This window comes from Pseudomonas parafulva (assembly GCF_002021815.1).
Taxonomy (GTDB): Bacteria; Pseudomonadota; Gammaproteobacteria; order Pseudomonadales; family Pseudomonadaceae; genus Aquipseudomonas; species Aquipseudomonas parafulva_B.
Genome location: NZ_CP019952.1, coordinates 2,191,915 through 2,217,199, shown reverse-complemented (window position 1 = coordinate 2,217,199; position 25,285 = coordinate 2,191,915). Strand labels below are relative to the sequence as shown.

At 61.9% G+C, this 25,285-nt stretch carries 21 protein-coding genes and 1 pseudogene; 13 read left to right on the top strand and 9 right to left on the bottom strand.

Annotation, left to right across the window (positions count from 1 at the left end; translation table 11 throughout):
* Nucleotides 1-48: 48 nt before the first annotated feature.
* From sodC to ggt, 3 genes are all read right to left on the bottom strand, one after another.
* Nucleotides 49-564: a superoxide dismutase family protein gene (sodC, locus tag B2J77_RS10005; RefSeq protein WP_078478550.1), complete on the bottom strand. Its 516-nt coding sequence runs from the start codon at nucleotides 562-564 to the stop codon at nucleotides 49-51.
* Between the two features lie 99 nt (nucleotides 565-663).
* The gene (locus B2J77_RS10000) at nucleotides 664-1,545 is read right to left on the bottom strand and encodes a LysR substrate-binding domain-containing protein (protein WP_058638306.1); all 882 of its coding nucleotides are present in this window, start codon (nucleotides 1,543-1,545) and stop codon (nucleotides 664-666) included.
* 69 nt (nucleotides 1,546-1,614) lie between these two features.
* A complete protein-coding gene (ggt, locus tag B2J77_RS09995; RefSeq protein ID WP_078478549.1) occupies nucleotides 1,615-3,405 on the bottom strand; it encodes a gamma-glutamyltransferase in 1,791 nt (596 codons plus the stop codon).
* Between the two features lie 225 nt (nucleotides 3,406-3,630).
* Between ggt and B2J77_RS09990 the strand changes: the two genes are divergently transcribed.
* Nucleotides 3,631-4,029 (top strand): MerR family transcriptional regulator, encoded by a 399-nt coding sequence (locus B2J77_RS09990; protein WP_028687491.1) that lies wholly within the window; start codon nucleotides 3,631-3,633, stop codon nucleotides 4,027-4,029.
* Between the two features lie 19 nt (nucleotides 4,030-4,048).
* Nucleotides 4,049-4,948, top strand: a complete 900-nt coding sequence (locus B2J77_RS09985; RefSeq protein ID WP_058638308.1) for a hydroxymethylglutaryl-CoA lyase — start codon at nucleotides 4,049-4,051, stop codon at nucleotides 4,946-4,948.
* A gap of 534 nt (nucleotides 4,949-5,482) precedes the next feature.
* On the opposite strand, the gene B2J77_RS09980 is transcribed toward B2J77_RS09985, so the two are convergent.
* Nucleotides 5,483-5,989 carry an MgtC/SapB family protein gene (locus B2J77_RS09980; protein WP_058638309.1) on the bottom strand — a complete coding sequence of 169 codons (507 nt, stop codon included), beginning with the start codon at nucleotides 5,987-5,989 and terminating at the stop codon, nucleotides 5,483-5,485.
* A gap of 279 nt (nucleotides 5,990-6,268) precedes the next feature.
* Between B2J77_RS09980 and B2J77_RS09975 the strand changes: the two genes are divergently transcribed.
* The 4 genes from B2J77_RS09975 to B2J77_RS09960 all read left to right on the top strand — a co-directional run bounded on the left by B2J77_RS09975 (nucleotide 6,269) and on the right by B2J77_RS09960 (nucleotide 11,619).
* Nucleotides 6,269-6,508, top strand: a complete 240-nt coding sequence (locus tag B2J77_RS09975; RefSeq protein WP_058638310.1) for a DUF3203 family protein — start codon at nucleotides 6,269-6,271, stop codon at nucleotides 6,506-6,508.
* 120 nt (nucleotides 6,509-6,628) lie between these two features.
* Entirely contained in the window at nucleotides 6,629-8,032 is a 1,404-nt protein-coding gene (ccoG, locus tag B2J77_RS09970) for a cytochrome c oxidase accessory protein CcoG (protein ID WP_078478548.1), read from the top strand.
* Nucleotides 8,033-8,081: 49 nt separating this feature from the next.
* Nucleotides 8,082-9,491: a GntR family transcriptional regulator MpaR gene (gene mapR, locus B2J77_RS09965; RefSeq protein WP_058605418.1), complete on the top strand. Its 1,410-nt coding sequence runs from the start codon at nucleotides 8,082-8,084 to the stop codon at nucleotides 9,489-9,491.
* A gap of 484 nt (nucleotides 9,492-9,975) precedes the next feature.
* Entirely contained in the window at nucleotides 9,976-11,619 is a 1,644-nt protein-coding gene (locus tag B2J77_RS09960; RefSeq protein ID WP_372239220.1) for a PAS domain-containing sensor histidine kinase, read from the top strand.
* Nucleotides 11,620-11,635: 16 nt separating this feature from the next.
* Here the strand turns inward: B2J77_RS09960 and B2J77_RS09955 are convergent, their stop codons facing one another.
* The 4 genes from B2J77_RS09955 to B2J77_RS09940 form a co-directional block, all read right to left on the bottom strand.
* A complete protein-coding gene (locus tag B2J77_RS09955; RefSeq protein ID WP_058638312.1) occupies nucleotides 11,636-12,382 on the bottom strand; it encodes an SDR family oxidoreductase in 747 nt (248 codons plus the stop codon).
* Between the two features lie 678 nt (nucleotides 12,383-13,060).
* Nucleotides 13,061-14,593, bottom strand: a complete 1,533-nt coding sequence (locus tag B2J77_RS09950) for a DHA2 family efflux MFS transporter permease subunit (protein ID WP_058638313.1) — start codon at nucleotides 14,591-14,593, stop codon at nucleotides 13,061-13,063.
* Nucleotides 14,590-15,783 carry an efflux RND transporter periplasmic adaptor subunit gene (locus tag B2J77_RS09945; protein WP_078478546.1) on the bottom strand — a complete coding sequence of 398 codons (1,194 nt, stop codon included), beginning with the start codon at nucleotides 15,781-15,783 and terminating at the stop codon, nucleotides 14,590-14,592. The genes B2J77_RS09950 and B2J77_RS09945 overlap by 4 nt, the downstream gene beginning before the upstream one ends.
* A 30-nt stretch (nucleotides 15,784-15,813) precedes the next feature.
* Nucleotides 15,814-16,287 carry a MarR family winged helix-turn-helix transcriptional regulator gene (locus B2J77_RS09940; protein ID WP_058638315.1) on the bottom strand — a complete coding sequence of 158 codons (474 nt, stop codon included), beginning with the start codon at nucleotides 16,285-16,287 and terminating at the stop codon, nucleotides 15,814-15,816.
* A gap of 238 nt (nucleotides 16,288-16,525) precedes the next feature.
* On the opposite strand from B2J77_RS09940, the gene B2J77_RS09935 reads away from it, so the two are divergent.
* The gene (locus B2J77_RS09935) at nucleotides 16,526-17,524 is read left to right on the top strand and encodes a FecR family protein (RefSeq protein ID WP_078478545.1); all 999 of its coding nucleotides are present in this window, start codon (nucleotides 16,526-16,528) and stop codon (nucleotides 17,522-17,524) included.
* 11 nt (nucleotides 17,525-17,535) lie between these two features.
* On the opposite strand, the gene B2J77_RS09930 is transcribed toward B2J77_RS09935, so the two are convergent.
* The gene (locus tag B2J77_RS09930; RefSeq protein ID WP_078478544.1) at nucleotides 17,536-18,855 is read right to left on the bottom strand and encodes a Na+/H+ antiporter family protein; all 1,320 of its coding nucleotides are present in this window, start codon (nucleotides 18,853-18,855) and stop codon (nucleotides 17,536-17,538) included.
* A gap of 216 nt (nucleotides 18,856-19,071) precedes the next feature.
* On the opposite strand from B2J77_RS09930, the pseudogene B2J77_RS21890 reads away from it, so the two are divergent.
* The 6 genes and pseudogenes from B2J77_RS21890 to B2J77_RS09905 form a co-directional block, all read left to right on the top strand.
* Nucleotides 19,072-20,358, top strand: a pseudogene (locus tag B2J77_RS21890) (HAMP domain-containing protein); the annotation flags it as partial.
* A 102-nt stretch (nucleotides 20,359-20,460) separates the two neighbouring features.
* Entirely contained in the window at nucleotides 20,461-21,216 is a 756-nt protein-coding gene (locus tag B2J77_RS21885; protein WP_371259672.1) for a methyl-accepting chemotaxis protein, read from the top strand.
* Between the two features lie 69 nt (nucleotides 21,217-21,285).
* Nucleotides 21,286-22,302 (top strand): ABC transporter substrate-binding protein, encoded by a 1,017-nt coding sequence (locus B2J77_RS09920; protein ID WP_078478542.1) that lies wholly within the window; start codon nucleotides 21,286-21,288, stop codon nucleotides 22,300-22,302.
* A complete protein-coding gene (locus tag B2J77_RS09915) occupies nucleotides 22,299-23,147 on the top strand; it encodes an ABC transporter permease (protein ID WP_078478541.1) in 849 nt (282 codons plus the stop codon). The genes B2J77_RS09920 and B2J77_RS09915 overlap by 4 nt, the downstream gene beginning before the upstream one ends.
* 90 nt (nucleotides 23,148-23,237) lie before the next feature.
* Complete coding sequence (locus tag B2J77_RS09910) at nucleotides 23,238-24,155, top strand: AEC family transporter (protein WP_078478540.1); 918 nt, start codon at nucleotides 23,238-23,240, stop codon at nucleotides 24,153-24,155.
* 248 nt (nucleotides 24,156-24,403) lie between these two features.
* A complete protein-coding gene (locus B2J77_RS09905) occupies nucleotides 24,404-25,255 on the top strand; it encodes a CAP domain-containing protein (RefSeq protein WP_078478539.1) in 852 nt (283 codons plus the stop codon).
* The last annotated feature ends 30 nt before the right edge of the window (nucleotides 25,256-25,285 follow it).

Here is a 25,285-nt window from a genome sequence, read left to right as displayed (position 1 = left end):
TGCTCGCCGGTCTCCAAGGCGCACCCGCCAGGGTGCGCCAAATCGCTGTTACTCAACCACCCCACACGCCATGCGAGCGCCACCGCCACCCAACTTCTCGGGGTGATCGCTGTGGTTATCGCCGCCTGCGTGCACCATCAGTGCGTGGCCTTTGAAGTCTTCAGCCTTCAGGCGCGGTGCCAGTACCGGATACGTCGCCTTGCCATCGGCACCTACATACAGCGCCGGCAGGTCGCCGCGGTGGCCGCTGTCATCGTAAGGGCCTTTATGCGCGTTGGTCGATTGCGGGTCCCAGTGCCCCCCCGCCCCGCCTGCTGGCACGGCTTTGCCCGCATCCTGCGCAGGAGCGCAGGACGGATTCTGGTGCAGGTGGAAGCCGTGCACACCGGGCGGCAGGTCCTTGAGGTCCGGGGTAAGCAGCGTTCCGTACTTGTTCTGCTCGATGCTGATGGTGCCGATCGACTTGCCTGGGCCATCGGGGCCTGCCAGCTTGAGCTCGACGGTCTGGGCGGCTTGGGCCAGGCCGGTAGTGGCCAGCAGCGCAGCGATTACAACTGCTTTCATAAGGTTCTCCATGGCGTGGTGAAGGCGGACGTCATACCCGCGTTGTGCATGGGACTGCATCATCGCGCAGTCATTCCCTTGTGCCACAGCCTGAAACACTTAAAGACTGCCACCGGCCAACAGTTGCTTGAGCACCTCTGCCAGGGCCTTGACCGTCGGATCGGCGGTTGGACGGTGCACGATGACGATCTCATAGCTGTCGATTTCGCCCAGCCCCTGCTCGGCGCCCAGTACGCGATGCTCTGCAGTGGCCGCGCGCGGCGGTAGCAGGCTGATGCCCATGCCATCGGCGACAGCGGCCTGGATGCCGCTCAAGCTCGAACTGGTGAAACTGATGCGCCAGCGCCTGCCACTGCGCTCGATGGCCGTGATCATGTCTTCGCGGTACAAGCCCCGCGGCGGAAAGGTCACCAATGGCACCGGGTCCAGTTCAAAGGCAGGCAGGCGCGCGCTGTCGATCCATTGCAGCCGCTCGGGCCAACAGGCGACCCCTTCGCGGCTGTTGCGCCGTTGTTTGAGCAATACCAGGTCCAGTTCGCCATTGTCGTAGGCCTGGCTCAGGTCCCGGCACAGCCCGCTGGTGACCTCCAGCTTTACCTGCGGATTGAGCCGACTAAAGGCCGACAGGGCATGGGTGGTCGATCCACCCACAAAGTCCTCGGGTACACCCAGGCGCACCGTGAAGCCGACCATGGCACCGGCCAAGGCTTCGAGCATCTGATCATTCAGGGCCAGCATATGCCGGGCGTACCCGAGCAGCGTCTGCCCGGCGTCGGTCGGGAGCACGTCGCGGTTGCCACGTACCAGTAGACGGTGCCCTACCATGTCTTCCAGGCGCCGGACTTTCTGGCTGATGGTGGACTGGGTCGAATGCAAGCGCGCGGCAGCCGTGGTGAAACTGCCGCAGTCGGCCACCACGACGATGGCACGCAGAAGGTCCAGGTCGAACAAGGCCCTATTCGATTTCACGTTATGAGACATGCAAGTATTCGACAAATGAATGGGAGGACCGTTTTCTAGCACGCACCTGGGTAGCTCGCAACGCTGGCTTCAATCTCCCAGTGCTACACCTTCACGGCGTGGGTCCGCCCCGCCCAACCAGCCTGTCCCGTCCCGCTGAATGACTTGCAGGCCGCTGGTCATATCCATCGGCGTCACGGTGTGGCCCCACGCCTTGAGCTTGCGAATCAGTGCAGCGCTGGTCAGCCCTGATTCCACCTCGGTTGCACCGTTGCGGCTGCCAAAATTGGGCAGCCCGGCGGCTTGCTGGGGGTCCAGCCGCCAGTCCAGCAACGCGATGAGCGCCTTGTTGACGTAACCGATGATCTGCGAGCCGCCGGGTGAGCCAAGGCTGGCTACCAATTCCCCATGGTCCCGGGAGAACACCAGCGTAGGCGCCATGGCTGACAGGGGCCGCTTGCCCGGTTGAACGCGATTGGCCACTGGCCTGCCCTGCTCCTGGGGCACGAACGAAAAATCGGTCAGCTGGTTATTGAGCAAGAACCCTTTGACCATCAGGTGCGAGCCGAATGCGCCCTCCACCGAGGTGGTCATGGCCACGGCATTGCCGCGATCATCAATGGCGCTTAGGTGGGAGGTGGCTATCCGCGGTGGCGATCGGTCAGGCGCAAGGGTCAACAGCGCACCGCTCGGATGGCCAGGGATGGCCTTGTTCATGCTGCGCTCACCCACCTGACTGGCACGCTGTGCCAGGTAGCCCGGGTCGAGCAGGCCCTTGAGCGGAACGGGTACATAGTCACTGTCGGCCAGGTACTGGGCGCGATCGGCATAAGCCAGTCGCTCGGCCTCGGCGACCAGGTGCACGGCGCGTGCTGGCGCCTCCAGGGTGGCAGCAGTGGCCGAGGGGACGGGTGCCAGGTGCGCCAGATCGTCCCTGGCCGACCTGCGTTGCAATGCCTCCAGTATTCCCAAGGTCTGCAGTACCGCCACGCCCCCGGATGAAGGAGGGGGCATGCCACAAACCTGCCAAGCTTTGTAGGGTCCGCAGACAGGTTCACGCTCGCTGGCCCGGTACTGCTTCAGGTCATCGGCGGACAGATAACCTGGGTTGGTGTGGTTTTGGACGGCCGCCACCATGGCTTGCGCAACCTCGCCGTTGTAAAACGCCTGCGCGCCGTGTTGCGCGATCTGCTCAAGCGTGTCGGCAAGTTCGGGATTACGCAGCTGTGTGCCTACTGCAAGCGGGCGCCCCGTCGTGTCCAGGAAATAGCCAGCCATACTGGGCGAGCGAGCCACGAAGGGGTCGGCTTTCAGCAGCGCATGCAGCCTTGCAGAGACTGGGAACCCGGTGCGGGCCAGTTCGATGGCGGGTTGAAACAACGCTTGCCAGGGCAGCACGCCGTGCTGCTTGTGCGCCAATTCCAGGGCCCGCAATACACCCGGCACCCCCACGGCTCGTCCGCCAATCTGTGCTGACCTAAATGGCATGGGTGCCCCCTTGTCGTCGAGGAACAGGCGTTCGGTCACCTGCGACGGCGCCGTTTCCCGGCCATCGAATGCCTGGGTCCTTTTCCCGTCCCAGTGGAGGATGAATGCGCCGCCGCCGATTCCACTCGACTGAGGCTCGACGAGTGTCAGCACCAGTTGCATCGCAATTGCCGCATCCAGCGCACTGCCCCCGGCGCGCAGGATGCGTTGTCCAGCCTGACTGGCCAGCGGATTGGCGGCAGCGGCCATGTGATGCTTGGCTGCCACCGGCTGCAAGCCTGCGCGATAACCGGAGCCAAGTTCGGGTGCTACGGGCAGCGCTTGCCTGGCCTGGGCCAGGTTACAGGACAGGCTCAGGCACAGCGCGCTGACGGATAGAAAGAGAGGGTTCATGCAGCCGCTTCCTGCGTTGGGCCTGGCACAGATGCGAGGCTGTCGAATCGAAAAGTGCACTGACGCTTTTGTTGAGCGTCCAGGCTGGGCGAGGATAACGCGACTGCGACGCACGGGACCACCAACGGTCACGCGGTTGTGGCGCGGTTCGATTCCGGTCGCCCACCTTGACGTATACGTAAAGCACGCTTCAGGATGGCGGCATATCCTGCCCAGAGCCCTGGTATGAGTACCCAGACCTACAGTATTTCCGACCTGTCCCGTGAGCTGGACATCACCACGCGCGCCATTCGTTTTTACGAAGAGCAAGGGCTGCTGCGCCCCGAGCGACGCGGCCTTGAGCGCATCTATTCGGCGCGGGACAAGGTCAGCCTCAAACTTATCCTGCGTGGCAAGCGCATCGGCTTCTCGCTGGCAGAGTGCCGTGAGTTGATCGAGCTGTACGACCCTTCGGGCGGCAACCTCAAGCAACTGAACAGCATGCTCGCCAAGATCGCCGAGCGGCGCGCCCAACTGGAACAGCAAATGCTCGACATCCACCAGATGCAGCTTGAGCTGGACACTGCCCAGGAGCGCTGTGAACAGGCGCTGGCGTGCACGCTTGCCAATAAAGACCACGGTTGACCGTTACAGGAACCTCATCATGTCCTTGCCTGAAAAAGTTCGTCTGGTAGAAGTTGGCCCTCGCGACGGGCTGCAGAACGAAGCCCAGCCCATCAGTGTCGCCGACAAGGTCCGGCTGGTGGACGACCTCACAGCGGCTGGCCTTGCCTACATCGAAGTGGGCAGTTTCGTTTCACCCAAGTGGGTGCCGCAAATGGCCGGTTCGGCCGAGGTGTTCGCCAGTATCGACCAGCGTCCGGGCGTCACCTACGCAGCGCTGGCGCCCAATCTGCGCGGCTTCGAAGATGCCGCGGCGGCGGGCGTCAAGGAGGTGGCGGTATTCGCCGCCGCGTCCGAGGCATTCTCGCAGCGCAATATCAACTGTTCCATCTCGCAAAGCCTGAGTCGTTTCGAACCCATCATCGAGGCCGCGCGAGCCCAGGGTGTGCGGGTGCGTGGGTACGTATCCTGTGTGCTCGGCTGCCCGTACGAGGGCCCGGTCCGTGCAGAGCAGGTACTGCCGGTGGCGCGTGCCCTGCACCAGATGGGCTGCTACGAAGTGTCGCTGGGCGATACCATCGGTACCGGTACTGCCGGTGACGTTCGACGCTTGTTCGAGGTGATAGCGGCCCATGTTCCCCGCGCGCAATTGGCGGGGCACTTCCACGATACTTATGGCCAAGCCCTGGCCAACGTATATGCGAGCCTTCTTGAAGGCATCAGCACCTTCGACAGCTCGGTGGCGGGTTTGGGTGGCTGCCCCTATGCCAAGGGCGCGACCGGTAACGTCGCGACCGAAGATGTCGTTTACCTGCTTGATGGGTTGGGCATCGAGACCGGTATCGACCTGGAGCGCTTGATCGAGGCTGGGCAGCGCATCAGCACGGTGCTGGGAAGGGCCAATGGATCGCGCGTTGCACGTGCGCGACAGGCGCGCTAGGTCATCAAGGTGTCACAACAATGTGGGTGAAGTGTTACCGCTCGCTTGGCGACGAAGCCAGATACGGGTATCCCGGAAACATCCAGTGAGGTTTTTCCGACACCCTGCTTTCATGAATTTCTTCATGCCATTGATTTAAAAGGGTTTTTCAAAACTGGCACGGGACCTGCTATATCTCTTGCATAACAAGAACAACAAAGCGTCACTTAATAAAAATAATAGAGAACGGCTCTGACAGAACAAGAACAACACGGCAGAGGCGTAGCAAGCAGATTTTTTTGGAGTCGACCCGCATTCCTGGGGCAAGCCCCGCGAATTGGCACAGAACAATAAAACTACCTCAAGGTAGCAGCAGCCAACTCGGATCATGCGTGATGAAGGTCGGTCAGCGCTCAAAAAAATACGTTTGCTCTTGGCCCCGCATGGGGGCCTTGCACCACCAGGGCAGGCTGACAAAAACAACAACAGGCCAGCCCCAAGAATAAAAAGAGCAAGCAGCAACGCTTTGGGGGGAGCTTCGGCTCCCCTTAGTGCTTACCCCTCCTCCTTCTGTTTTTCCTCGTGCTTGCCCTCGGCCTTCTCCACCAGCAGCGGCATCGTGCCCAATACCAGCAGCGCGAGCACCGTACTTATCAATGCAGTGGCTTCCCGGCCCATCCCAGCGGCAGTGCCTATGGCAGCGGTCATCCAAAGGCCAGCGGCGGTGGTCAACCCTTTCACGTGGCTGGTGTCCCGTCCGTTGCCTTTCAAGATGGTGCCTGCTCCGAGAAAACCGATGCCGGCGACGATGCCCTGGATCACGCGGCTAAGGGCCTGTTCGTCGGCGCCTGCCATGCTGGGCGCCAACACGAACAGGGCAGCACCGAGCGACACCAGCATGTGGGTGCGCACCCCGGCGGATTTGCCCCGGTGTTCGCGTTCGAACCCCAAAACCGCGCCGAGCAGCGATGCCATCAACAAGCGAATTAGAATGCGTGTGACCTCGTGCGCATCGGTCACATCCGCGAATTCGATCTGGATGGCGTGCCAGATAGTTTCCATCCTGTACGTTCTCTCCAAAGGCTGAGTGCTTGGCAAACGTCAGGTGCCTAGGTCGTGGGGCCATGCTTGCCCCAAGTGCCAACACATCCACCACGGCCCTTGTGCGAGATCCTGGTTGCCGGCGATGGGCTGCACAGCTGCCCACACCACCGGGCCCTGCATTCCCTGTTCACCTTCATGGACCCCAAGAGCCTCTGCAAAGTGCCGTTGAGCCAAGGGGGTGCAACGATGCTCAATACCCTGCGGTCAACCGTTCGAATTCACATCAGGAGACGTGTCATGCCAGTCGAAATCGATGCTCAAACCCAACGCTGCACGCTCATCAACGACCAGCAGCGTCTCGAAGGCGCCGCTTGTGACATCGAAATCGTGACCGACGAGCGACTGCGCATGTCAGTCGCGGTACTGGGTGCAATGCACACGCCGATCACCGAAATCGAGGCCGATGCGCTCACGGTGGCCGGTGCGGTCGATAGCCGCAGGCATCTTAAGAACACCGCGCCAGGCTCGATCATATAAGGGGCTGCACGGCCTGCACCTCAACTGATATGGTTTTTATCGCCAAGGCTGAGCCTGTGCTGATAGCAGACTGACGGCCATAGTGCACATGCCTGATCCAGGCTAGATGAGCACGGAGCCATGACCGACAGAACGCCTTATTCAGTGATTGCCACTGTCCCTGCCAACCCTTCCCGCCGTGTCGGCGACGCCGCCATTCACACGCGCAGTTTCAGCGGGGTGTACCGCACGCTGCGCATCGGTTTCGCCGGGGCCCTGTTTGCCCTGTTCTTCGGCACTGCCTGGCTGAACTGGAACGGTCGTCAGGCGGTACTGTGGGACCTGGGCAACAGCAAGTTCCACATCTTTGGCGCGACCTTCTGGCCACAGGACTTCATTCTGCTCTCGGCACTGCTGATCATCTGTGCGTTCGGCTTGTTCGCCATCACAGTCTACGCCGGGCGGGTCTGGTGCGGTTACAGCTGCCCGCAAAGCACCTGGACCTGGTTATTCATGTGGTGCGAAAAAATCACCGAAGGCGACCGCAACCAACGCATCAAGCTGGCCGCAGCGCCCTGGAGTCTCGACAAGGCCGCCAGACGCCTCACCAAGCATTCGCTGTGGCTGGCCATAGGCCTGGTCACCGGCGTGACCTTCGTTGGTTACTTCACACCCATTCGTCCGCTGGCAGCCGAACTGCTCACACTTCAACTGGGCGGCGTTGCGCTGTTCTGGGTGTTGTTCTTCACAGCCGCCACCTACTTCAATGCCGGCTTGCTGCGCGAAGCGGTCTGCCTGCACATGTGCCCCTATGCCCGGTTCCAGAGCGTGATGTTCGACAAGGACACCCTGGCCGTGGCTTACGATCCGCGCCGTGGCGAGGCACGTGGCGCGCGCAAGAAAGGCAGCGACGCCCGCGCCCAGGGCCTGGGTGACTGTATCGACTGCACGTTGTGCGTTCAGGTATGCCCTACCGGCATCGACATTCGCGACGGTTTGCAAATGGCCTGCATCGGCTGCGCCGCCTGTATAGATGCCTGCGACGGTGTGATGGACAAGATGGGCTACAGACGTGGGCTGATCGGGTACAAGTCAGAACACAGCCTGCAAGGGGGTACTACGCATTGGCTACGACCACGCCTGCTCGGTTACGCCGCAGCACTGCTGGTGATGATCGGTGCATTGTGCGTGGCGTTGTACCTGCGGCCGATGGTATCGCTGGATGTGATCAAGGACCGTGGTCTGTTCCGCGAAAATGCACTGGGTCAGATCGAGAACATCTACCTGCTCAAGGTGATCAACAAGACCGAGCACACTCAACACTACGCGCTGCGGTTGCTCGATGCCGAGGGCTTTACCCTCCAGGGGCAGACGGCGCTTACCGTATCGGCCGGCGAAATGAGCGAAATTCCGGTGTCGGTGGCGATGCTGGCCGACCGACCCGAAAGCAGCTCGGTGCCGCTTGCATTCGAAATCAGCGAACGCGACGACGCGTCGGTGCGCAGCGTGGCGCACAGCCGCTTCGTGGCGCCCATGAACCGATGACGCCTACACTCCTCTTCCCTTGCCTGCCAGGCTTCGACAGAAGGCCACAATGAAACGTTACGAACGCTTCGCCGACGACATCGCCGAACTCATCCGCTCCGGCGTACTGGGCCCTGGTGAACGCGTGCCCTCCGTGCGGTACGCCAGCCAGACCCATGGGGTCAGCCCCTCCACGGTTTTCCAGGCGTATTACCTGCTGGAACGGCGTGGACTGATTCGCGCCCGGCCGCGCTCGGGCTACTTCGTCAATGCCCACGCCACTCGTCAATTCAGCGAGCCCCAAGCGCTGCACCCGATCAGCGAGTCCACTGATGTGGACGTCAGTGCCCTGGTTTTTTCCATCCTTGATTCGATCAAGGACCCCAACACGGTACCCTTCGGTTCGGCCTTCCCCAGTCCCTCGCTATTCCCTCTGCAGCGCCTGTCCCGGTCACTGGCCAGCGCCAGCCGTGCCATGGACCCTCGTGTGGCGGTCACCGACCTGTCGCCCGGCAACCCGCAACTGCGTCGGCAGATTGCCCTGCGCTACATGGTCGGCGGGCTGATGCTGCCGATGGAAGAGCTGCTGATCACCAACGGCGCACTTGAGGCCCTGAACCTTTGTCTTCAGGCTGTCACCCAGCCAGGTGACCTGGTCGCAATCGAAGCGCCCGCGTTCTATGCTTGCCTGCAGATACTGGAGCGGCTCAAACTCAAAGCCGTGGAAATTCCCGTGCATCCCCGCGAGGGCATGGACCTGGAGGTGCTGGCCCAAACGCTGCAAAAGCACCCGGTCAAGGCGGTGTGGTGCATGACCACGTTCCAGAACCCGGTCGGCGCCAGCATGCCGGAGGCCAAGAAGCAGGCGTTGGTCGAGCTGGTGACACGCCACCAAGTGCCCCTTATTGAAGACGATGTCTACGCCGAGCTCTACTACGCCCAGCAGGCACCCAAGCCTGCGAAGGCATTCGATACCCAGGGCCTGGTCATGCACTGCGGCTCCTTCGCCAAGAGCCTCGCCCCGGGCTACCGCATCGGCTGGGTCGCCGCAGGGCGGTTTGCGCAGAAGGTCGAGCGGTTGAAGCTCATGACCTCGCTCTGCGCCTCGATGCCCGCCCAGGCTGCCATCGCCGACTACCTCCAGCACGGTGGCTACGATCGCCACCTGCGCAAGTTGCGTTATGCACTCGAAGGCCAGCAAGCCAATATGCTGGCGGCGATCGGGCGTCACTTCCCGGCACAGACACGGGTCAGTCAACCGTCAGGGGGGTACTTCCTCTGGCTGGAGTTACCGCAACAGATGGACGCGCTGAAGCTGTTCCACATGGCCCTGGCGCAAGGCATCAGCATTGCCCCGGGGCCGATCTTCTCGCCCACCCGACGCTTCGGCAACTGCATCCGGCTCAACTATGGCAGCCCTTGGAACGAAGCAGCCGAGCAGGCAATGGCCACCCTGGGGCGGATAATTCGCTCTTTCTGAGGTCTGCGTTCAACCCTTCATGCGCGCACGGCTATAGTTGTCGAAATTTCCAAGCCGAATCGCCCGCATGACATCACAAACGCCTCTGGATGACCGCGCAGCGCTACAGGCCAGGCTGCTTGAGCTCGAGGCCGAGCACGAGCAGCTGCGCCTGAAAGCTGCTGCCTATGACGCCGTCGTCGAGCAAATCGATGAAGGCCTGTGCGTCCTGCAAGTGCTCGAGGATGAGCACGGCCAACTCAATGACTATCGCTACCTGATGTACAACGCGGCTTGTGCCCGCCACACCCTCCATTTTAAAGAGGTAGGTTTGACCGCAAGGCAGACCATCCCCGACGAAGTGGACCAATGGCTCCCACATTTCGCCGAGGTGGCGCGTACGGGTGTGCCCCTGCACTTCGAGCAGCGGCTGGCAGTCTCGAACCGGTGGCTGACCTTGAAAGTTAGCCGCCTCGAGCCCGCCTGCGAGCGGATATTGCTGGTTCTGTTCACCGGCAGGCCCGACGAAAACGCTGGCATCCATCAGTTGCAGGCGCTCAACCAGGAACTGGCGCAGCAAGTGGACAGAGAGCTTGCCAGTCGCAAGCTGCTGGGCAATCTGGTCGATCACAGCGTTGCCAACGTATTCGCGGCCGATTGCAACTTCAGGCTGCTGGCGATCAACCGCACCGCGCAGGAAACCCTCAAACGCTGGCGCGGCCTGGTGCCCAAGGTCGGTGAGTACATCCCCGACTTCATCGCCGACCAGCCGGACATCGTCAAGCAACTGAACGGGCTGTGGCCAAGGATCATGACGGGTGAATCTTTCGTGGACACCGTTGCCGTTGGCCTGGAAGGAAATGTCCGCCACTACGAGGTGCGCTACAACCCGCTGCTCGATGCCGAGCAGGTCGTGCAGGGTGGTTTCATGTTCGCCTACGACATCACTGAGCGCGTCGCTGAACAACAGCGCCTTGAGCAAGTGGAAGAAACCCTAAGGCAGTCCCAGAAAATGGAGGCTATCGGACAGCTGACCGGCGGTATCTCCCATGACTTCAACAATTTGCTCGGCAGCATAATGGGGGCGCTGGAGGTTGCCGCTCAGCGACAAACCGAAGGTCGCTATCCGGATGCTGCCAGGCTCATGGGGTTGGCCAGGCAGGATACGAAGCGAGCGGCCACACTGGTGCAACGACTGCTGGCGTTCGCTCGGCAACAGAAACTGAGCCCGCAGACCGTCGACGTCCATGAGTTGGTGACCAGCATGCACGATCTCATCAAAAGCTCGTTGCACGCCAGCATCGAGTTCCAGGACCTCACCAAGTCTGGGCACTGGCTTGTCCAGATAGACCCTTCCCAGCTGGAAAACGCATTGCTCAACCTGTGCATCAATGCACGCGACGCCATGCCGGTAGGCGGCACGCTGATCATTCGCAACAGTGACGTGCGGGTATACCCTTCACTGGCCGAACGACTGCATTTGCCTGTCGGCGATTACGTCAGGATTTCTGTCAGTGACAATGGCGTAGGAATGAGCAGCGATGTGGCAGAACGTGCCATGGAACCGTTTTTCACCACCAAGCCGCTCGGCCAGGGATCGGGACTGGGGCTCCCCATGGTCTACGGTTTCATCCGTCAATCCGAGGGGCAGGTAAAGATCACCAGCTCGCCGGGGCAAGGAACCTGCGTAGACCTCTATCTACCCAAGGACACAGGCCAGGTCGCTGCGAGCATTGACAAGGTATCAACGCCCTTCTGCCCTCCCCAGCAGGGCAAGCATCTGGTCATGCTGGTGGAGGACGAAGACACATTGCGGCTGGTGATAGAGGAACTGCTCATTGATCAAGGGATGGAGGTGCGCGTCTTCACCGAGGGCTCGCAGGCCTTGAAAGCGTTAAGGGCCGGCCTGCAGCCATCGCTGTTGATTACCGACATCGGTTTGCCAGGGAGAGTCAGTGGCAAGCAGCTGGAAACCGCCCTGCCCGACTCGGCAGCCCTGCTCTACATCACTGGCTACGCTGATCAACAGGGCATCGCCATGTCGCGCAGAGGTGCGGTGATGTGCAAGCCCTTCGCATTGGCCGCGCTGGTCGAACAGGTGGGCCTGCTGCTGGCGAGCGCCGCCGCCGACTCGAACAGGCGCAGTTGATGATGCGAGCAGCTGGTCATCTTCCGCCACTCAGGTCGATGAATGTACCTGTCGAATAGGAAGCTTTGTCAGACAGCAGCCAGAGGATCGCCTCGGCCACCTCCTCAGGCCGCCCGCCTCGGCCCATGGGCAACCCAGGCTCGAGTTTGCTGACGCGATCCGGATCTCCCGACAGCGCATGAAAGCCGGTGTGGATGTAGCCGGGCCTGACCCCGTTGACCCTTACCCCTTCAGCAGCCAGCTCTTTGGCCAGGCCCACCGTGAACGTGTCGAGCGCGCCTTTGGAGGCGGCGTAATCAATGTACTCGTTCGGTGACCCGAGGCGGGCGGCCAGGGATGAGACGTTGACGATGCCCCCGCCATTCCCCCCGTGACGTGCGGCCATGCGCAATACAGCGTGCTTGGCGCAGAGCATGGGGCCGACGATGTTGGTCTTCATCATGCTGAGCAATCGCGCCTCGGTCATATGTTCGAGGCGGGTTTGGGGAGCGATGGTGGCGGCATTGTTCACCAGGGCCGAGATCGGCCCCAGATCTTCATCTACACGTTGGAACATCGCGATGATGTCGGCTTCGCTGCTGACGTCGGCGCGCACGGCGATAGCCTTTGCGCCCAAGGTACGGACCTGGCTAAGGATGGCATCGGCAGCTTCATCGTTGCTGCGGTAGTTGATGCACAGATGGTAGCCATGCCGGGCGGCGAGCAGGGCGGTGGCAGCGCCTATGCCGCGGCTGGCACCGGTGATGAGGATGACGGGGTTCATGAGGTGCCGGAGATGTTGAGGTGGTGATTTGACGATAGAGGAAATGAAAGGCGGTTGCCAGTTAAGCGCGCCAAGATGGGCTGAACAAGCAAACTTTCAGTTAGGCGTGAGTTCGTGAATTAATCGACTAAACCCTATCTAAGATAGTGATTTGTTGTCGGTAAATACTGCACCGAAGTCCGAGAATACCCATAGAAAGCGCGTTTCACAACGAAACTTCCTACGAAAATTTGGCCCCCCCTGCGCGATGACATCAGCAATTAAGAATATAAAAGATGGCAAATGGAACACTGTCCTGATTACCCATTCGCCACTGCACGGATGAGCGGCGACACAGAGCCATTGCCATGGAACGAACCCGAACGCAACGTAATGAGATGAGGGATGCCAGTGACCACCGTGAGGATGGCCACATGAGCCTCTTCGACGCGATGGCCAAGCCAGGGGTGGGGGTAGGAAGATCTGCCCCTGATCGGGACGTGCATGCACAAACGTCTTTCCAAGGTTACCGCGCTGATGCGGCGATGTTCAGCAGCGAGGACTCGAAATTCACGGTTCCCCATCAAACTCACTTGGGGCTGCTGCGCAGCCCATCGCGGTCGGTCCGGCGCCCCGGCAAGACCGCTACACAAGCCCCAGTACTTAGCAAAGGCACCGGTCGCGTACCCCAAATCAAACTCAATGCCCGCCCCCCGGCCCCGCCTTGGCCGTAAACGGCGGCTTCGCGAACCAGACCAACAAAATCAACCCTGCGAACACCCACGTCATCAACATGAAGTAGTCCACCGTCGACATCATGTAAGCCTGCCCGTTGAGCACCTGCTCCAGCTGCGCATAGTTGTGCAGGTTCGCCCCACCCATCTGCTCAAGCGTGTGCCGCGTCGCCGGCTCGTACTGACTGATGTGCTCACTCAAGTAGGCATGGTGCTGGTCAGCCCGTCGAATCCAGATCCACGTCGTCAACGAAGCCGCGAAGCTCCCACCCAATGTGCGCAGGAACGTTGCCAAGCCTGATCCGTCGGCTATCTGCTGGGGCGGCAGGTCCGACAACAGGATGCTCAGTGTGGGCATGAAGAACAGCGCAACCCCAATCCCCATGAACAACTGCACCAATGCCACATGCTGGAAATCCACCTGGCTGGTGAACCCCGCCCGCATGTAGCAGCTGCTGCCGATGGCCAGGAACGCTAGCCCTGCCAGAATCCGCAAATCGAAGCGATGCGCGTACTTGCCCACGAATGGTGACATGATTACCGGCAATATCCCGATAGGCGCCACCGCCAGGCCCGCCCAGGTGGCGGTGTAGCCCATCTGTGTCTGCAACCACTGCGGCAGGATCAAGTTGATGCCGAAGAACCCTGCATAGCCACCCACCAGGACGATGGTCCCCACGCGGAAATTGCGGTGGGCGAACAACCGCAGGTTTACCACCGGGTGCCGGTCGGTGAGTTCCCAGATGACGAACACGGCCAAAAACACGACGGAGATCAGCGTGCCGATGATGATGAACGAGGACTCGAACCAGTCCAGGTCATTGCCTTTGTCCAGCACCACCTGCAACGCCCCTACCCCAACAATCAAGGTCAGCAGCCCTATGTAGTCCATCGGCTGCCGGCTGGTGACCACTGGACGATCGCGCATCTGCTGGCGCACCACCGCAGCGGCGAACAGGCCGATAGGCACGTTGATGAAGAAGATCCATGGCCAGCTGTAACTGTCCGTGATCCACCCACCCAGGATGGGCCCGGCAATAGGCGCCACAACCGTTACCATGGCCAGTAGCGCAAGCGCCATACCCCGCTTGGCAGGGGGGTAGACCGCAATCAGCAGGGTCTGGGTCATGGGATACAACGGACCGGCTACCACCCCTTGCAACACCCGAAAGCCTACAAGCTCCGGCATCGATTGGGCGATCCCACACAAGAACGATGCCAGCACGAACAGCAAGGTCGCCCACAGGAACAACTTCACTTCGCCAAAGCGCCGGCTCAACCAGCCCGTCAGCGGCAAGGCGATGGCATTGCTCACGGCGAACGAGGTGATGACCCATGTCCCTTGCTCGTAACTGACCCCCAAGTTGCCCGAGATGGTCGGCAAGGCCACGTTGGCAATGGTGGTGTCCAGCACCTGCATGAACGTGGCAAGCGACAAGCCGATGGTGGTCAGCAGCAGGCTTGGCGGGGTGAACTGGGCAGTGGCGTTATTGCTCATCGCTGAGCCGTCTTGCCAGACGCGCTGTTGTCACGGATCAGTTGCTCGATCAGCTTGTCCGCCTCGACCAACTGGCGATCGTAGACGTCGGTGGTGTAGCTCGCCTGTTGCGGCGGTTGCTGGGCCAGGGCCGGGCCACTCTGGTCGTGCAGGTCCACATCCACAACCGTGGACAGGCCGATTCGCAAGGGATGGTCCTTCAACTGGTCGGGGTTCAGGTGAATCCGCACCGGCACCCGCTGCACGATCTTGATCCAGTTGCCGGTCGCGTTCTGCGCAGGCAGCAAGGCGAAGGCGCTACCGGTGCCGGCACCCAGGCTGTCCACCGTGCCGCTGTAGGTGACGTCGCTACCATACAGGTCGGCAGTGATCTCCACCGGTTGGCCAATGCGCATCTGGCGCAACTGGGTTTCCTTGAAGTTGGCGTCGATCCACACCTGGTCGAGCGGGATCACTGCCATGGTGGCAGTACCGGGTTGCAGGCGCTGCCCGAGCTGCACGCTGCGCTTGGCAACGTAGCCGGTCACCGGCGCGACCAGCGTGGTGCGCGCATGGGCCAGGTAGGCCTGCCGCAGATCGGCCGCCGCGGCCATGACTTCCGGGTGCGAAGCCACCACGGTATCGTCGACCAAAGCGGCACTGGTACTCAGTTGCTGGCGGGCACTGTTGACAGCCGCCTGGGCAACACTCAGGTCATCGCGCGCATGGGAAAGCTCTTCGCCAGCGATGGCGCCGCTTTCGGCCAGCACCTTGCGCCGGTTGAAGTCCTGCTGAGCCTTGCGCAGTTCGGCTTGGCGCGTCTGCAACTGTGCCTTGAGCGAATCGACGTTGCTGTACAGACCACGCACCTGCCTTACGGTACGCGCAAGGTTGGCTTGAGCCGATTGCAGGGCCACCTGGCTGTCGGCCGGGTCGAACTGCAGCAAGACCTGGCCGGCATGTACCAGGTCGCCATCGTCGGCGCCAATGCTGGTGACCGTCCCGGTCACCAATGGCGTGATTTCGACCACGTTGCCGTTGACGTAGGCGTCATCGGTGCTCTCGTACCAACGCCCAACCAGGCTGTACCAGGCCCAGGTGCCTAACCCGCCCAGGATCAGCAGCACCAGCAGGCCAATCAGCCAGAGCTTGCGCTTGCGCGAGGAGGTAGGTGCCTCGGTAGGTGCAGGGGTGTCTGAGGAAGTGTCCATGACAATACCTTGGAATAAAGGAAACGGGGTTCAACGATCACCGAAACGACGGATCGTCAGCGGATCGCCAGCGCCAAGCAGTACCTTGGCCAGCAGACGCTCCAGGTCTTGGAGCTCATCGGCTGCCAGTGCGCCACACAGCTCGTTCATGGCGGCAGCGCCGATCTCGGGCAAACGGTCGGCCAGCCGCTGGCCATCGGCGGTCAACGCCAGGCGCACCACGCGGCGGTCCGTGGGGCATCGGGTGCGTACAAGCAGATCCTTGTGCTCCAGGCGATCGAGCATGCGCGTCATCGATCCGCTGTCCAGACCCAGGTAGCGGCAGACCTCAGCAGGTGTATCAACCTGGTACTGCGTCACGATGATCAATACCTTGAACTGCGCAGCCGTGACGCCCTCGGACTCCAGATGCCAGTCGAGGATCCGGTCCTTCAGAAGCGCCGCACGGCCCAGCAACATGCCGATGGCGCACGTCTCGAAATTGTCAGGCGAGAAATGGGGCATGAATGATTGCTCGAACAAGTGTGTGCAAATATTACTGCCTAGGCAGTGAATGTCAAAGACTTAATTAGCTTGCTATGTACGCGTCACGAGGGCCTCGCGTCATGGCGCGAAGCGTTCTCAAAAGCGAAAAATCTGAAGGCTTTCGCCGGAAAAGACCGGGAAATGAAAGGGATTAGCGGCTTGGCGTGTTCCTCGACGCATCGGTGGAACGTTAGAATGCGCAAAACCCGGAGCCGCGATGAATCAAGACCGCCCTACTATCGACATCGATGACAGCATGGCCGATGCCGCTGCGCACTGGTGCATGCGCCTGCATGAAGGCGATTGCACAACTGCAGAGCGTGAGGCGTTTGGCCGGTGGCTGGCAGCCGATCCGCGTCATGCCGAGGAATACCAAGCCATGCTGGCTATCTGGCACACGGCTGACCTGCTGCCGCGGCCCGCTCAAGCGATCGGGCACGCTGGCCCGGTCAGGCGCAGCGGTCGCAGATGGCGCGCCCAGGCTTACGCAGCCGTCATCGCATTGGCGGCACTGCCGTTGGTGGGATGGATCGGCTGGGAGCAAGGCTGGGTTCCCAACCGCTACCAGCATTTCGAGACCACGGACCACATGCAGACCGTGCAGTTGAGCGACGGCAGCACGGTGCAGCTCAACCTGAATACCGATCTGACTTACCTCAACTTCAAGCACCAGCGCCGTGTCACACTCAAGCATGGCGAGGCATTCTTCACGGTGCACCACGACAGCACCCACCCCTTCGTGGTCCGTGCCGGCAATGGCCAGGCCCGCGTGACAGGTACCCGCTTCAATGTCTGGAAATACCAGGACACGGTTAAAGTGACCCTGGTCGAGGGATCGGTGCTGGTCTCCAGCGAGGGCAAGACGGGCTATCGGCTTGGCCCTGGCATGCAGGCCATCTACCGCAAGGGCGATTTCGAGCCTCAACTGCTGGAAAACAGCAACTTTGCCGACGCGCTGGCCTGGCGCAGCGGCAAACTGGTGCTCGACAACTTGACCCTTGAACAAGCACTGCCGGCCATAAACCGCTACCTCGACAAGCCGCTCAGGCTTGCCGATTCCGGTACCGGTCAGATTCGTATCAGCGGCATCTACAACACCCGGGAGGTAGGCCAGCTGGTCAACAACCTGCCCAAGGTGCTGCCGATCTACCTGACCCGCAGCAACGACGGCAGCACGGTGCTCAACCGTATCTCGCCGCCGCCCGCCAAGCGCTGAGCCGCCTGCTGCTAGAGCGTCATCGCGGCCAGCCACCCGAAGGCCAGCAGCGGCAGGTTGTAGTGAATGAACGTCGGCACCACCGTGTCCCAGATGTGATGGTGCTGCCCGTCCACATTGAGCCCGGAAGTTGGGCCTAGGGTGGAATCCGAGGCTGGCGAGCCTGCGTCACCCAACGCGCCTGCCGTACCCACGATACACACGGTCGCCAAAGGGCCGAAGCCGAGTTGGACGCACAGCGGTACGAAAATCGCAGCCAGAATCGGTACGGTGGAAAACGACGAGCCGATGCCCATGGTGACCAGCAGGCCCACCAACAGCATCAGCAAGGCCCCTACCCCTTTGCTGTGGTTGATCCAATGCGCCGACGTTTCGACGAGGCTTTGTACATCACCAGTGGCTTTCATGACGTCTGCAAAGCCTGAGGCGGTGATCATGATGAAACCAATCATGGCCATCATCTTCATGCCTTCGGTGAACAGGTCATCGGTGTCGCGCCACTTAACGATGCCCGACAGCGAGAAGATCAGAAAGCCGACCATTGCGCCGATGATCATCGAGTCCACCAGCAGCTGGACGACGAACGCGGCAACGATCGCAATGCCGGCCACCAACAGTGTCATCGGGTTGTAGCGCACGCTTACCTGCTCGACCTGCTCGATGCGCGCCAGATCGTAGTCGCGTTTTTTCCGGTAGCTGACAAACACGGCCAACAGCAGGCCTACCAACATGCCAACGGCGGGAATGGCCATGGCGTGGGTGACGTTGATCCCAGTGATATCGACCCCTGCACGCGCTACGTTGGCCAGCAGAATCTGATTGAGGAAGATATTGCCGAAACCCACTGGCAGGAAAATGTAGGGCGTGATCAAGCCGAATGTAATGACGCAAGCGATCAGGCGCCGGTCGATGCGCAGGCGGGTTAGCACATAGAGCAGCGGCGGTACCAGCAATGGAATGAAGGCGATGTGAATGGGCAAAATATTCTGAGACGAGACGGCCACCACCAGCATCAAGCCGATCATCAACCATTTCACCCTGCCACCCTGGTCGTGGCCTTGCCGGTCGATCATGGCCAAAGCCCGGTCGGCCAAGGCATGCGCCAGGCCGGATTTGGCGATGGCCACGGCAAAGGCACCCAGCAGCGCGTAGGACAGCGCCACGGTGGCCCCGCCACCGAGCCCGCCATTGAAGGCCTCAAGCGTGCCTTGCACGCCCAGACCGCCGACCAGCCCACCTGCCAGGGCACCGACGATCAGAGCAATGACCACATGTACGCGGGACAGGCTCAGTATCAGCATGATGCCAACCGCGGCAATCACTGCATTCATGGGGGGCTTACCTCACTGGGGACAAAAAAGCGCGCACTCTGACGCAGTGCACGGCAGATGTCAAAACTGCCACGCAGCGGCGATTTGCCCGCAACCGGGCGGATTAAATTGAATGTTTGAATAAAGAAAAGTCTGTAGGCGCCGATACCCACCTGGGGCTGGAAATCGCCTCGCCCGTGCCCTAACCCTTACCTGTCATAAAAAGGGATCCGACCCATGCCTCTGCGACACCTTTCCATCCAATGGAAAATCACATTGCTGGCCGGCCTGTGCCTGGCCGGCATCGTCACCCTGCTCATCGGATTGTCCCTGTACCGGATGGACCACAGCTCGGACCTGGTCAAGGCCAGCAGCATGCAGATGCTGACCGAATCGGCCCAGTCGCGCATCGAATCCCAGGGCGAGGTGCAGGCCCTGAACATCCGCCGCCAATTCATGGATGCCTACCAGTACGGCGCGGGCTTTGCCAGGCAGGTACTGTTCCTGCGCGAACAGGCCGAAAAGCGCTTTCTCGATGCGTTCGACCTGCGCGAGGACATGACCCGGCAGGTGCGTGCCGCGCTTCAGGCCAACCCCGATCTGCTGGGCCTGTCACTGGTGTTCGAGCCCAATGCGCTGGACAGCAAGGACAGCCTGTTCGCCGGCCAGGCACAGCTTGGCAGCAACGAAACCGGCCGCTTCGCCCTGTACTGGTCGCAACCGCACGTGGGCCAGCTGACCTCAATGGCTCTGCCCGAGCGCGACATGGCCGACACTTCCATCGGGCCTAGCGGCCAACCTGCCAATACCTGGTGGGTATGCCCGCGCACGTCGGGCAAGGTCTGCGTGGTCGAACCCTACTTCTATGCCATCGATGGCCAGCAGGTGCTGATGACCAGCATCGTCTTCCCGCTGGTGGTGGACGGCAAGGCGATAGCCACGCTGTCGGTGGACATCAACCTCAACAGCTTGCAGGCACTGAGCGAACAGGCCAGCCGCAGCCTTTATGAAGGCCGCACCACCGTGGGCATTCTGAGCCCGGTGGGCTTGCTGGCAGGTTACAGTCTAGATGCCAGCAAGCTCTCCCAGCGCTTCGACCAGATCGACACGACCAAGGGTGCAGAGCTGGTGGCCAAGATGGCCGACGGCAAAATGACCATCATCAATGATCGCCAGCGCCTGAAAGTGCTCGCGGCCTTCCGTCCGATTCCGGACGCCAAGCCATGGGGCGTGTTGCTGGACGTCCCTGAAAACGCCCTGACCGGGCCTGCCGAGGCACTGAAACAGGAGCTGGACGCCCTCAACACCAGCGGTACCCTCCTCGAACTGGGCCTTGGCCTGGCAGCAGCCATCTTCGGCCTGCTGATGGTGTGGCTGATGGCCCGTGGCGTTACCCGCCCGATCCTGGGCGTGGCGGCCATGCTCAAGGACATCGCCAGTGGTGAAGGTGACCTGACCCGCCGTTTGACCTACGACAAGCAGGATGAACTGGGCGAACTGGCGGGCTGGTTCAACCGTTTCCTGGACAAACTCCAGCCCACCATCGCCGAGGTAAAGCAGTCGGTACAGGCCGCCCGCTCAACGGCCGATCAGTCATCGGCCATCGCTACCCAGACCAGCGCCGGCATGGAACAGCAATACCGCCAGGTGGACCAGGTAGCCACCGCCTCCCATGAGATGAGCGCGACCGCCCAGGACGTCGCCCGAAGCGCTGCGCAAGCCGCGCAGGCGGCCCGCGACGCCGACCAGGCCACCCGCGAAGGGTTGGCGGTGATCGATCGCACCACCCACAGCATCGACTCACTGGCCGCTGACATGAGCACGGCCATGGCCGAGGTCCAGGGCCTGTCGCAGAACAGCGAGAAAATTGGCTCCGTATTGGAAGTCATCCGCTCGATTGCCGAGCAGACCAACTTGCTGGCGCTCAACGCCGCCATCGAAGCAGCCCGAGCCGGTGAGGCCGGGCGCGGCTTTGCGGTGGTTGCCGACGAAGTCCGCAACCTGGCCCAGCGCACCCAGGAGTCGGTCGAAGAAACCCGCCAGGTCATCGAGGCATTGCAGGACGGTACCCGCGAAGTGGTGGGCGCAATGGACAACAGCCATCGTCAGGCCCAAAGCGGCGTGCAGCAGGTGGGCCAGGCCGTGACCGCCTTGCAGCGCATTGGCCAGGCGGTGACGGTCATCACCGACATGAACCTGCAGATCGCCTCGGCAGCCGAGGAACAAAGCGCGGTGGCCGAGGAAATCAACAGCAACGTGGCGACCATTCGCGATGTCACCGAGTCGCTGTCCGGCCAGGCCAACGAATCGGCGAGGGTCAGTCAGTCGCTCAATGCCTTGGCCAACCAGCAGCAGGCATTGATGGACCAGTTCCGCGTCTGAGTCTGCCGCCTGCGCCGCGTCGTCTACACTTGCCCCATCCCCGAGGGGCTGTAGACGACGAGGTTAGGCATGAAACGAGGTTCATCGCTGCTGTTCGGGGTGCTGTTCGCCCTGGGTGTGGCCACTGCCGACGGCGCTGGCGCTGCCGATCAGAAATCGCCCATTCGCTTTGGCGCCCTTACCTGGGAAAGCGGTGCCTTCACCACCGAACTCCTGCGCGTGATCGTCGAGCGTGGCTACGGCTACGCCACCGAAACATTGCCTGGGAGCACGGTCAGCCTGGAAGTCGCCCTGGCCCGTAACGACCTGCAGGTAATCGCCGAAGAGTGGGCGGGCCGCAGCCCTGCCTGGGTCAAGGCCGAGCAGGCAGGCCAGGTGTTTGCACTGGGCGACACGGTCAAGCATGCCGAAGAAGGCTGGTGGGTACCGGCGTATGTCATCGAGGGCGACGCGTCGCGTAACCTCAAGCCCTTGGCACCTGAGTTGCGCAGCGTCGAGGACCTAAAGCGCTACGCCCCGGTGTTCCGCGACCCCGAATCACCCGACAAAGGCCGTTTCCTGAACAGCCCCAGTGGCTGGACGTCCGAAACCGTGAACAGCCAGAAGCTCAAGGCCTATGGCCTCGACGAACTGTACACGAACTTGCGCACAGGGTCGGGGGCCGCGATGGATGCCGAGATCGGGTCGTCCATTCGCCGGGGCCAACCCGTGCTTTTCTACTACTGGAACCCTACGCCGCTCATGGGCCGCTACAAGCTCGTGCGGCTACAGGAACCTGCATTCGATGCCCAGGCCTGGGCGACGTTGACCGACCCTGCCAACCCAGCTCCAACAGGCAGCAGTTCGCTGCCAGCCAAACTTTCGGTTGGCGTGTCCAAAGCCTTTCGTGAGCAATACCCGGACTTGGTCCAGGTGTTCGAGCGGGTGGACCTGCCTATCGACCCGCTCAACCAGGCACTGGCGCAAATGAGCGAAAAACGGACCCCTCCCCGTGACGCCGCCTTGGCGTTCATGCGCCAGCACCCGCAAGTGTGGAAGGCTTGGCTTCCCGAGCACGTGGCCACCAAGGTCGAGGGCGGTCTGTGAGCAATGGTTTTCCCCAGGCTTTGCAGTTTTCCTTCGCCGACCAGGTCAACCGCATGGTCGACTGGTTGGTACTCCACTACGGGGATCACTTGCGCAGCGTCTCCGACCAGTTGCTGCAAGTGCTCGTCGGCCTGGAAAACCTGCTGCGGCTCATGCCGTGGTGGCTACTGCTGGCGGGGGTCGGTGCGCTGGCCTGGCATGCGTGCCGAAGCCTGCTGCGAAGTTGTGTTCTGGTAGGGCTGCTGGCACTCATCGGCATGCTGGGGTTGTGGGACAAACTGCTGCAAACCCTGGCGTTGGTGCTGGTCAGTACCGGGCTGTGCGTGCTGGTGGGCATACCGTTGGGCGTCGTGCTGGCAGCTCGGCCGTTGGCAAGACGCCTGGTAATGCCGGTGCTCGACGTGATGCAGACCCTACCCGCCTTCGTCTACCTGATTCCCGTGTTGATGCTCTTCGGCCTGGGCAAGGTGCCTGCGGTTTTCGCGACCTTGATCTATGCCCTGCCCCCTTTGGTGCGGCTCACCGAGCTTGGGTTGAGCCAGATAGACCCATCGTTGCTCAAGGCTGCCCAAGGCCTCGGCGCGACCCGCGCTCAGCGACTCAGGCGCATCGCCCTGCCCCTGGCGCTGCCCAGCATCATGGCCGGGCTCAATCAGTCGGTGATGATGGCCCTGTCGATGGTCGTGGTCGCGTCGATGATTGGGGCGCGAGGGCTGGGTGAAGATGTACTGGCAGGCATCCAGACGCTGAACGTCGGCCAGGGCGTCGAGGCAGGGCTGGCCATCGTGGCACTGGCCATGGTCATCGACCGGATCAGCCAGGCATATGGGCGTGGACGGCGTTGAAAGGCGTTAGCCAGGCCGGTGGGACGGGCATGGCCAAGCGGGTGTCCGGCCGGTAGTCTGTGCAACGTACCCGGCCACGGATCTGTCTCCATGCTGCATGTGCTGTTGACCACCCTGCTTCCGATCATCCTGTTGATCGCCCTGGGCACGCTGCTGCGGGTGCGTGGCTTCGTCGCGCAGAGCTTCTGGCCAGGTGCCGAGCGCCTGAGCTACTACGTGCTGCTGCCCTCGTTGTTCCTCCATGGCCTGGCCACTGCCAACCTGGACGGGGTGCCGGTGCTGGGCATGGTCGCGGTGCTGATGCTCTCGACCCTGTCCGGGGCATTGCTGCTGGTGCTGTATCAAGGCGTTCGCCAGCACGACGGCGCCGACTTCACCTCGCTGTTTCAGGGTGGCATCCGGTTCAACAACTACATCGGCGCGACCCTGGCCGCGGGCATCTATGGCAGTGCGGGTATCGCCTTGGCAGCAGTGGCCAATGCAGCCATCGTGCCACTGGTCAATCTGCTCTGCGTGCTGGTCTTCGCGCGCTTCAGCGCCCGGCACAGCTCGCCGCTAACGGTACTGCGGGCAATCCTCGCCAACCCACTGATTCTAGGGTGCGCGGGGGGCATGCTGTTGCGGGTGACGGGGCTGGGCCTGCCAGTTGGCATCGAACCTACCCTCGGCGCGCTGGGCCATGCCGCGTTGCCGCTGGGCTTGCTGTGCGTTGGTGCGGCACTGGGTGGTGCACGTATCGGTGATCAGGCCCAGCCATTGATAGCCGCTTCTGTGTTCAAGTTCCTGGTGATGCCAGTTACGACATGGGGGCTCTGCCGCCTGCTCGGTCTCAATGGCCAGGCCGCTGTAGTGGCGGTGATTTTCCAGGCGCTGCCAACGGCATCGTCTTCCTACGTCATGGCCAGGCAAATGGGCGGCAACGCGCCCCTCATGGCGACCATCATCGCGGTACAGACGGTGATGGCGGCGGCCACGCTTCCTCTGGTCCTTTCATTGCTACTGGGCTAACCGCCGCGCAAACCCAGCATGGCCCACGTCATGCTGGGTACACGTCGGGTCCAGGCCCACCAGGCGCTTACCACCAACGTTTGGCCTGGACATCGCCGCACTTTTTGCCCGGGCTGCGGTCTACTCTCCCTTACGACCGACAATGATTGCAGGCGTTTTCAATGCGTTGCACAGCTCGGGTCAAAACCATCGGGCTTGTGTAGGATAGGCAGCGCCTACTCGCCGCTGCCAGCCTCAGGGAGAACCATATGCGCGTCCTGTCATCTGTCGCTGCCTTCACGCTTGGGCTGATCGTTTCGTCCCAGGCGCTGGCTGTCACGGGCGAAGAAGCACAGCTGATCGCGTCGATCAACGCATACCGCAGCCAGGCGCAGCCCTGCGGCGAGCAAGCTTCGCTGGAACTACCGCCGCTTAACAGCGACACTCGCCTGGCGCTGTCTCCTGAAGGCACCCGTGACCTTCAGCAGGCCATGACCCGCGCCGGTTACCCGATGGTCAATGTGCAGGCGATCAGCCTCTCTGGTCCCCGTGATGCACGCGCAGCCATGCACGCCATCGAAGAAAGCTTCTGCCAAGTGGTGCTCGACCCTCAGTTCGTCGACATCGGCGTCAGCCAGGAAGGGCGGGACTGGCGCATTGTGCTGGCTCGCCCCCTGCTCTCTGGCCGCTTGGGCGACTGGCAAGCGGAAGGGCAAAAGATGCTCCAGGAAATCAACGCCGCGCGTCAGCAACCCCGCCAGTGCGGCGGCCAGCCCTACGCCGCCGCCCCTGCACTTGGCTGGAACACGATGCTGGCCGGGGTGGCGGCCAGCCACACACGGGCCATGGCCAACCAGAATTTCTTCGATCACATCGACAAAGAGGGCCGCACCCCAGGCGACCGGGCTGAGCTTGCCGGTTATCTGTACCAGCAGATTGGCGAGAACATCGCCGCCGGGCGCGACACGCCGCACAAGGTGGTTCAAGGCTGGCTGGACAGCCCAGGCCACTGCGCAATCCTGATGAGCGCCGACTTCCGGGAGCTCGGCGCAGCCTATGCCGTAGACCCGAAGAGCGATGCCGGCATCTACTGGACGGCCCTGTTCGGCTCGCCGCAGTAGCGCCAGCTTTCACCAGCGACAGCCAACACC

What these genes read in the sequence shown, in the direction of transcription:
- B2J77_RS21885 (WP_371259672.1), top strand. Translation starts at nt 20,461, where the DNA reads ATGGAACAGCAATACCGCCAGGTGGACCAGGTAGCCACCGCCTCCCAT.
- B2J77_RS10000 (WP_058638306.1), bottom strand. Translation starts at nt 1,545, where the DNA reads ATGTCTCATAACGTGAAATCGAATAGGGCCTTGTTCGACCTGGACCTT.
- ccoG (WP_078478548.1), top strand. Translation starts at nt 6,629, where the DNA reads ATGACCGACAGAACGCCTTATTCAGTGATTGCCACTGTCCCTGCCAAC.
- B2J77_RS09945 (WP_078478546.1), bottom strand. Translation starts at nt 15,783, where the DNA reads ATGGACACTTCCTCAGACACCCCTGCACCTACCGAGGCACCTACCTCC.
- B2J77_RS09955 (WP_058638312.1), bottom strand. Translation starts at nt 12,382, where the DNA reads ATGAACCCCGTCATCCTCATCACCGGTGCCAGCCGCGGCATAGGCGCT.
- B2J77_RS09940 (WP_058638315.1), bottom strand. Translation starts at nt 16,287, where the DNA reads ATGCCCCATTTCTCGCCTGACAATTTCGAGACGTGCGCCATCGGCATG.
- B2J77_RS09930 (WP_078478544.1), bottom strand. Translation starts at nt 18,855, where the DNA reads ATGAATGCAGTGATTGCCGCGGTTGGCATCATGCTGATACTGAGCCTG.
- B2J77_RS09980 (WP_058638309.1), bottom strand. Translation starts at nt 5,989, where the DNA reads ATGGAAACTATCTGGCACGCCATCCAGATCGAATTCGCGGATGTGACC.
- B2J77_RS09950 (WP_058638313.1), bottom strand. Translation starts at nt 14,593, where the DNA reads ATGAGCAATAACGCCACTGCCCAGTTCACCCCGCCAAGCCTGCTGCTG.
- B2J77_RS09975 (WP_058638310.1), top strand. Translation starts at nt 6,269, where the DNA reads ATGCCAGTCGAAATCGATGCTCAAACCCAACGCTGCACGCTCATCAAC.
- B2J77_RS09910 (WP_078478540.1), top strand. Translation starts at nt 23,238, where the DNA reads ATGCTGCATGTGCTGTTGACCACCCTGCTTCCGATCATCCTGTTGATC.
- B2J77_RS09920 (WP_078478542.1), top strand. Translation starts at nt 21,286, where the DNA reads ATGAAACGAGGTTCATCGCTGCTGTTCGGGGTGCTGTTCGCCCTGGGT.
- B2J77_RS09905 (WP_078478539.1), top strand. Translation starts at nt 24,404, where the DNA reads ATGCGCGTCCTGTCATCTGTCGCTGCCTTCACGCTTGGGCTGATCGTT.
- B2J77_RS09985 (WP_058638308.1), top strand. Translation starts at nt 4,049, where the DNA reads ATGTCCTTGCCTGAAAAAGTTCGTCTGGTAGAAGTTGGCCCTCGCGAC.
- B2J77_RS09935 (WP_078478545.1), top strand. Translation starts at nt 16,526, where the DNA reads ATGAATCAAGACCGCCCTACTATCGACATCGATGACAGCATGGCCGAT.
- B2J77_RS09990 (WP_028687491.1), top strand. Translation starts at nt 3,631, where the DNA reads ATGAGTACCCAGACCTACAGTATTTCCGACCTGTCCCGTGAGCTGGAC.
- sodC (WP_078478550.1), bottom strand. Translation starts at nt 564, where the DNA reads ATGAAAGCAGTTGTAATCGCTGCGCTGCTGGCCACTACCGGCCTGGCC.
- ggt (WP_078478549.1), bottom strand. Translation starts at nt 3,405, where the DNA reads ATGAACCCTCTCTTTCTATCCGTCAGCGCGCTGTGCCTGAGCCTGTCC.
- mapR (WP_058605418.1), top strand. Translation starts at nt 8,082, where the DNA reads ATGAAACGTTACGAACGCTTCGCCGACGACATCGCCGAACTCATCCGC.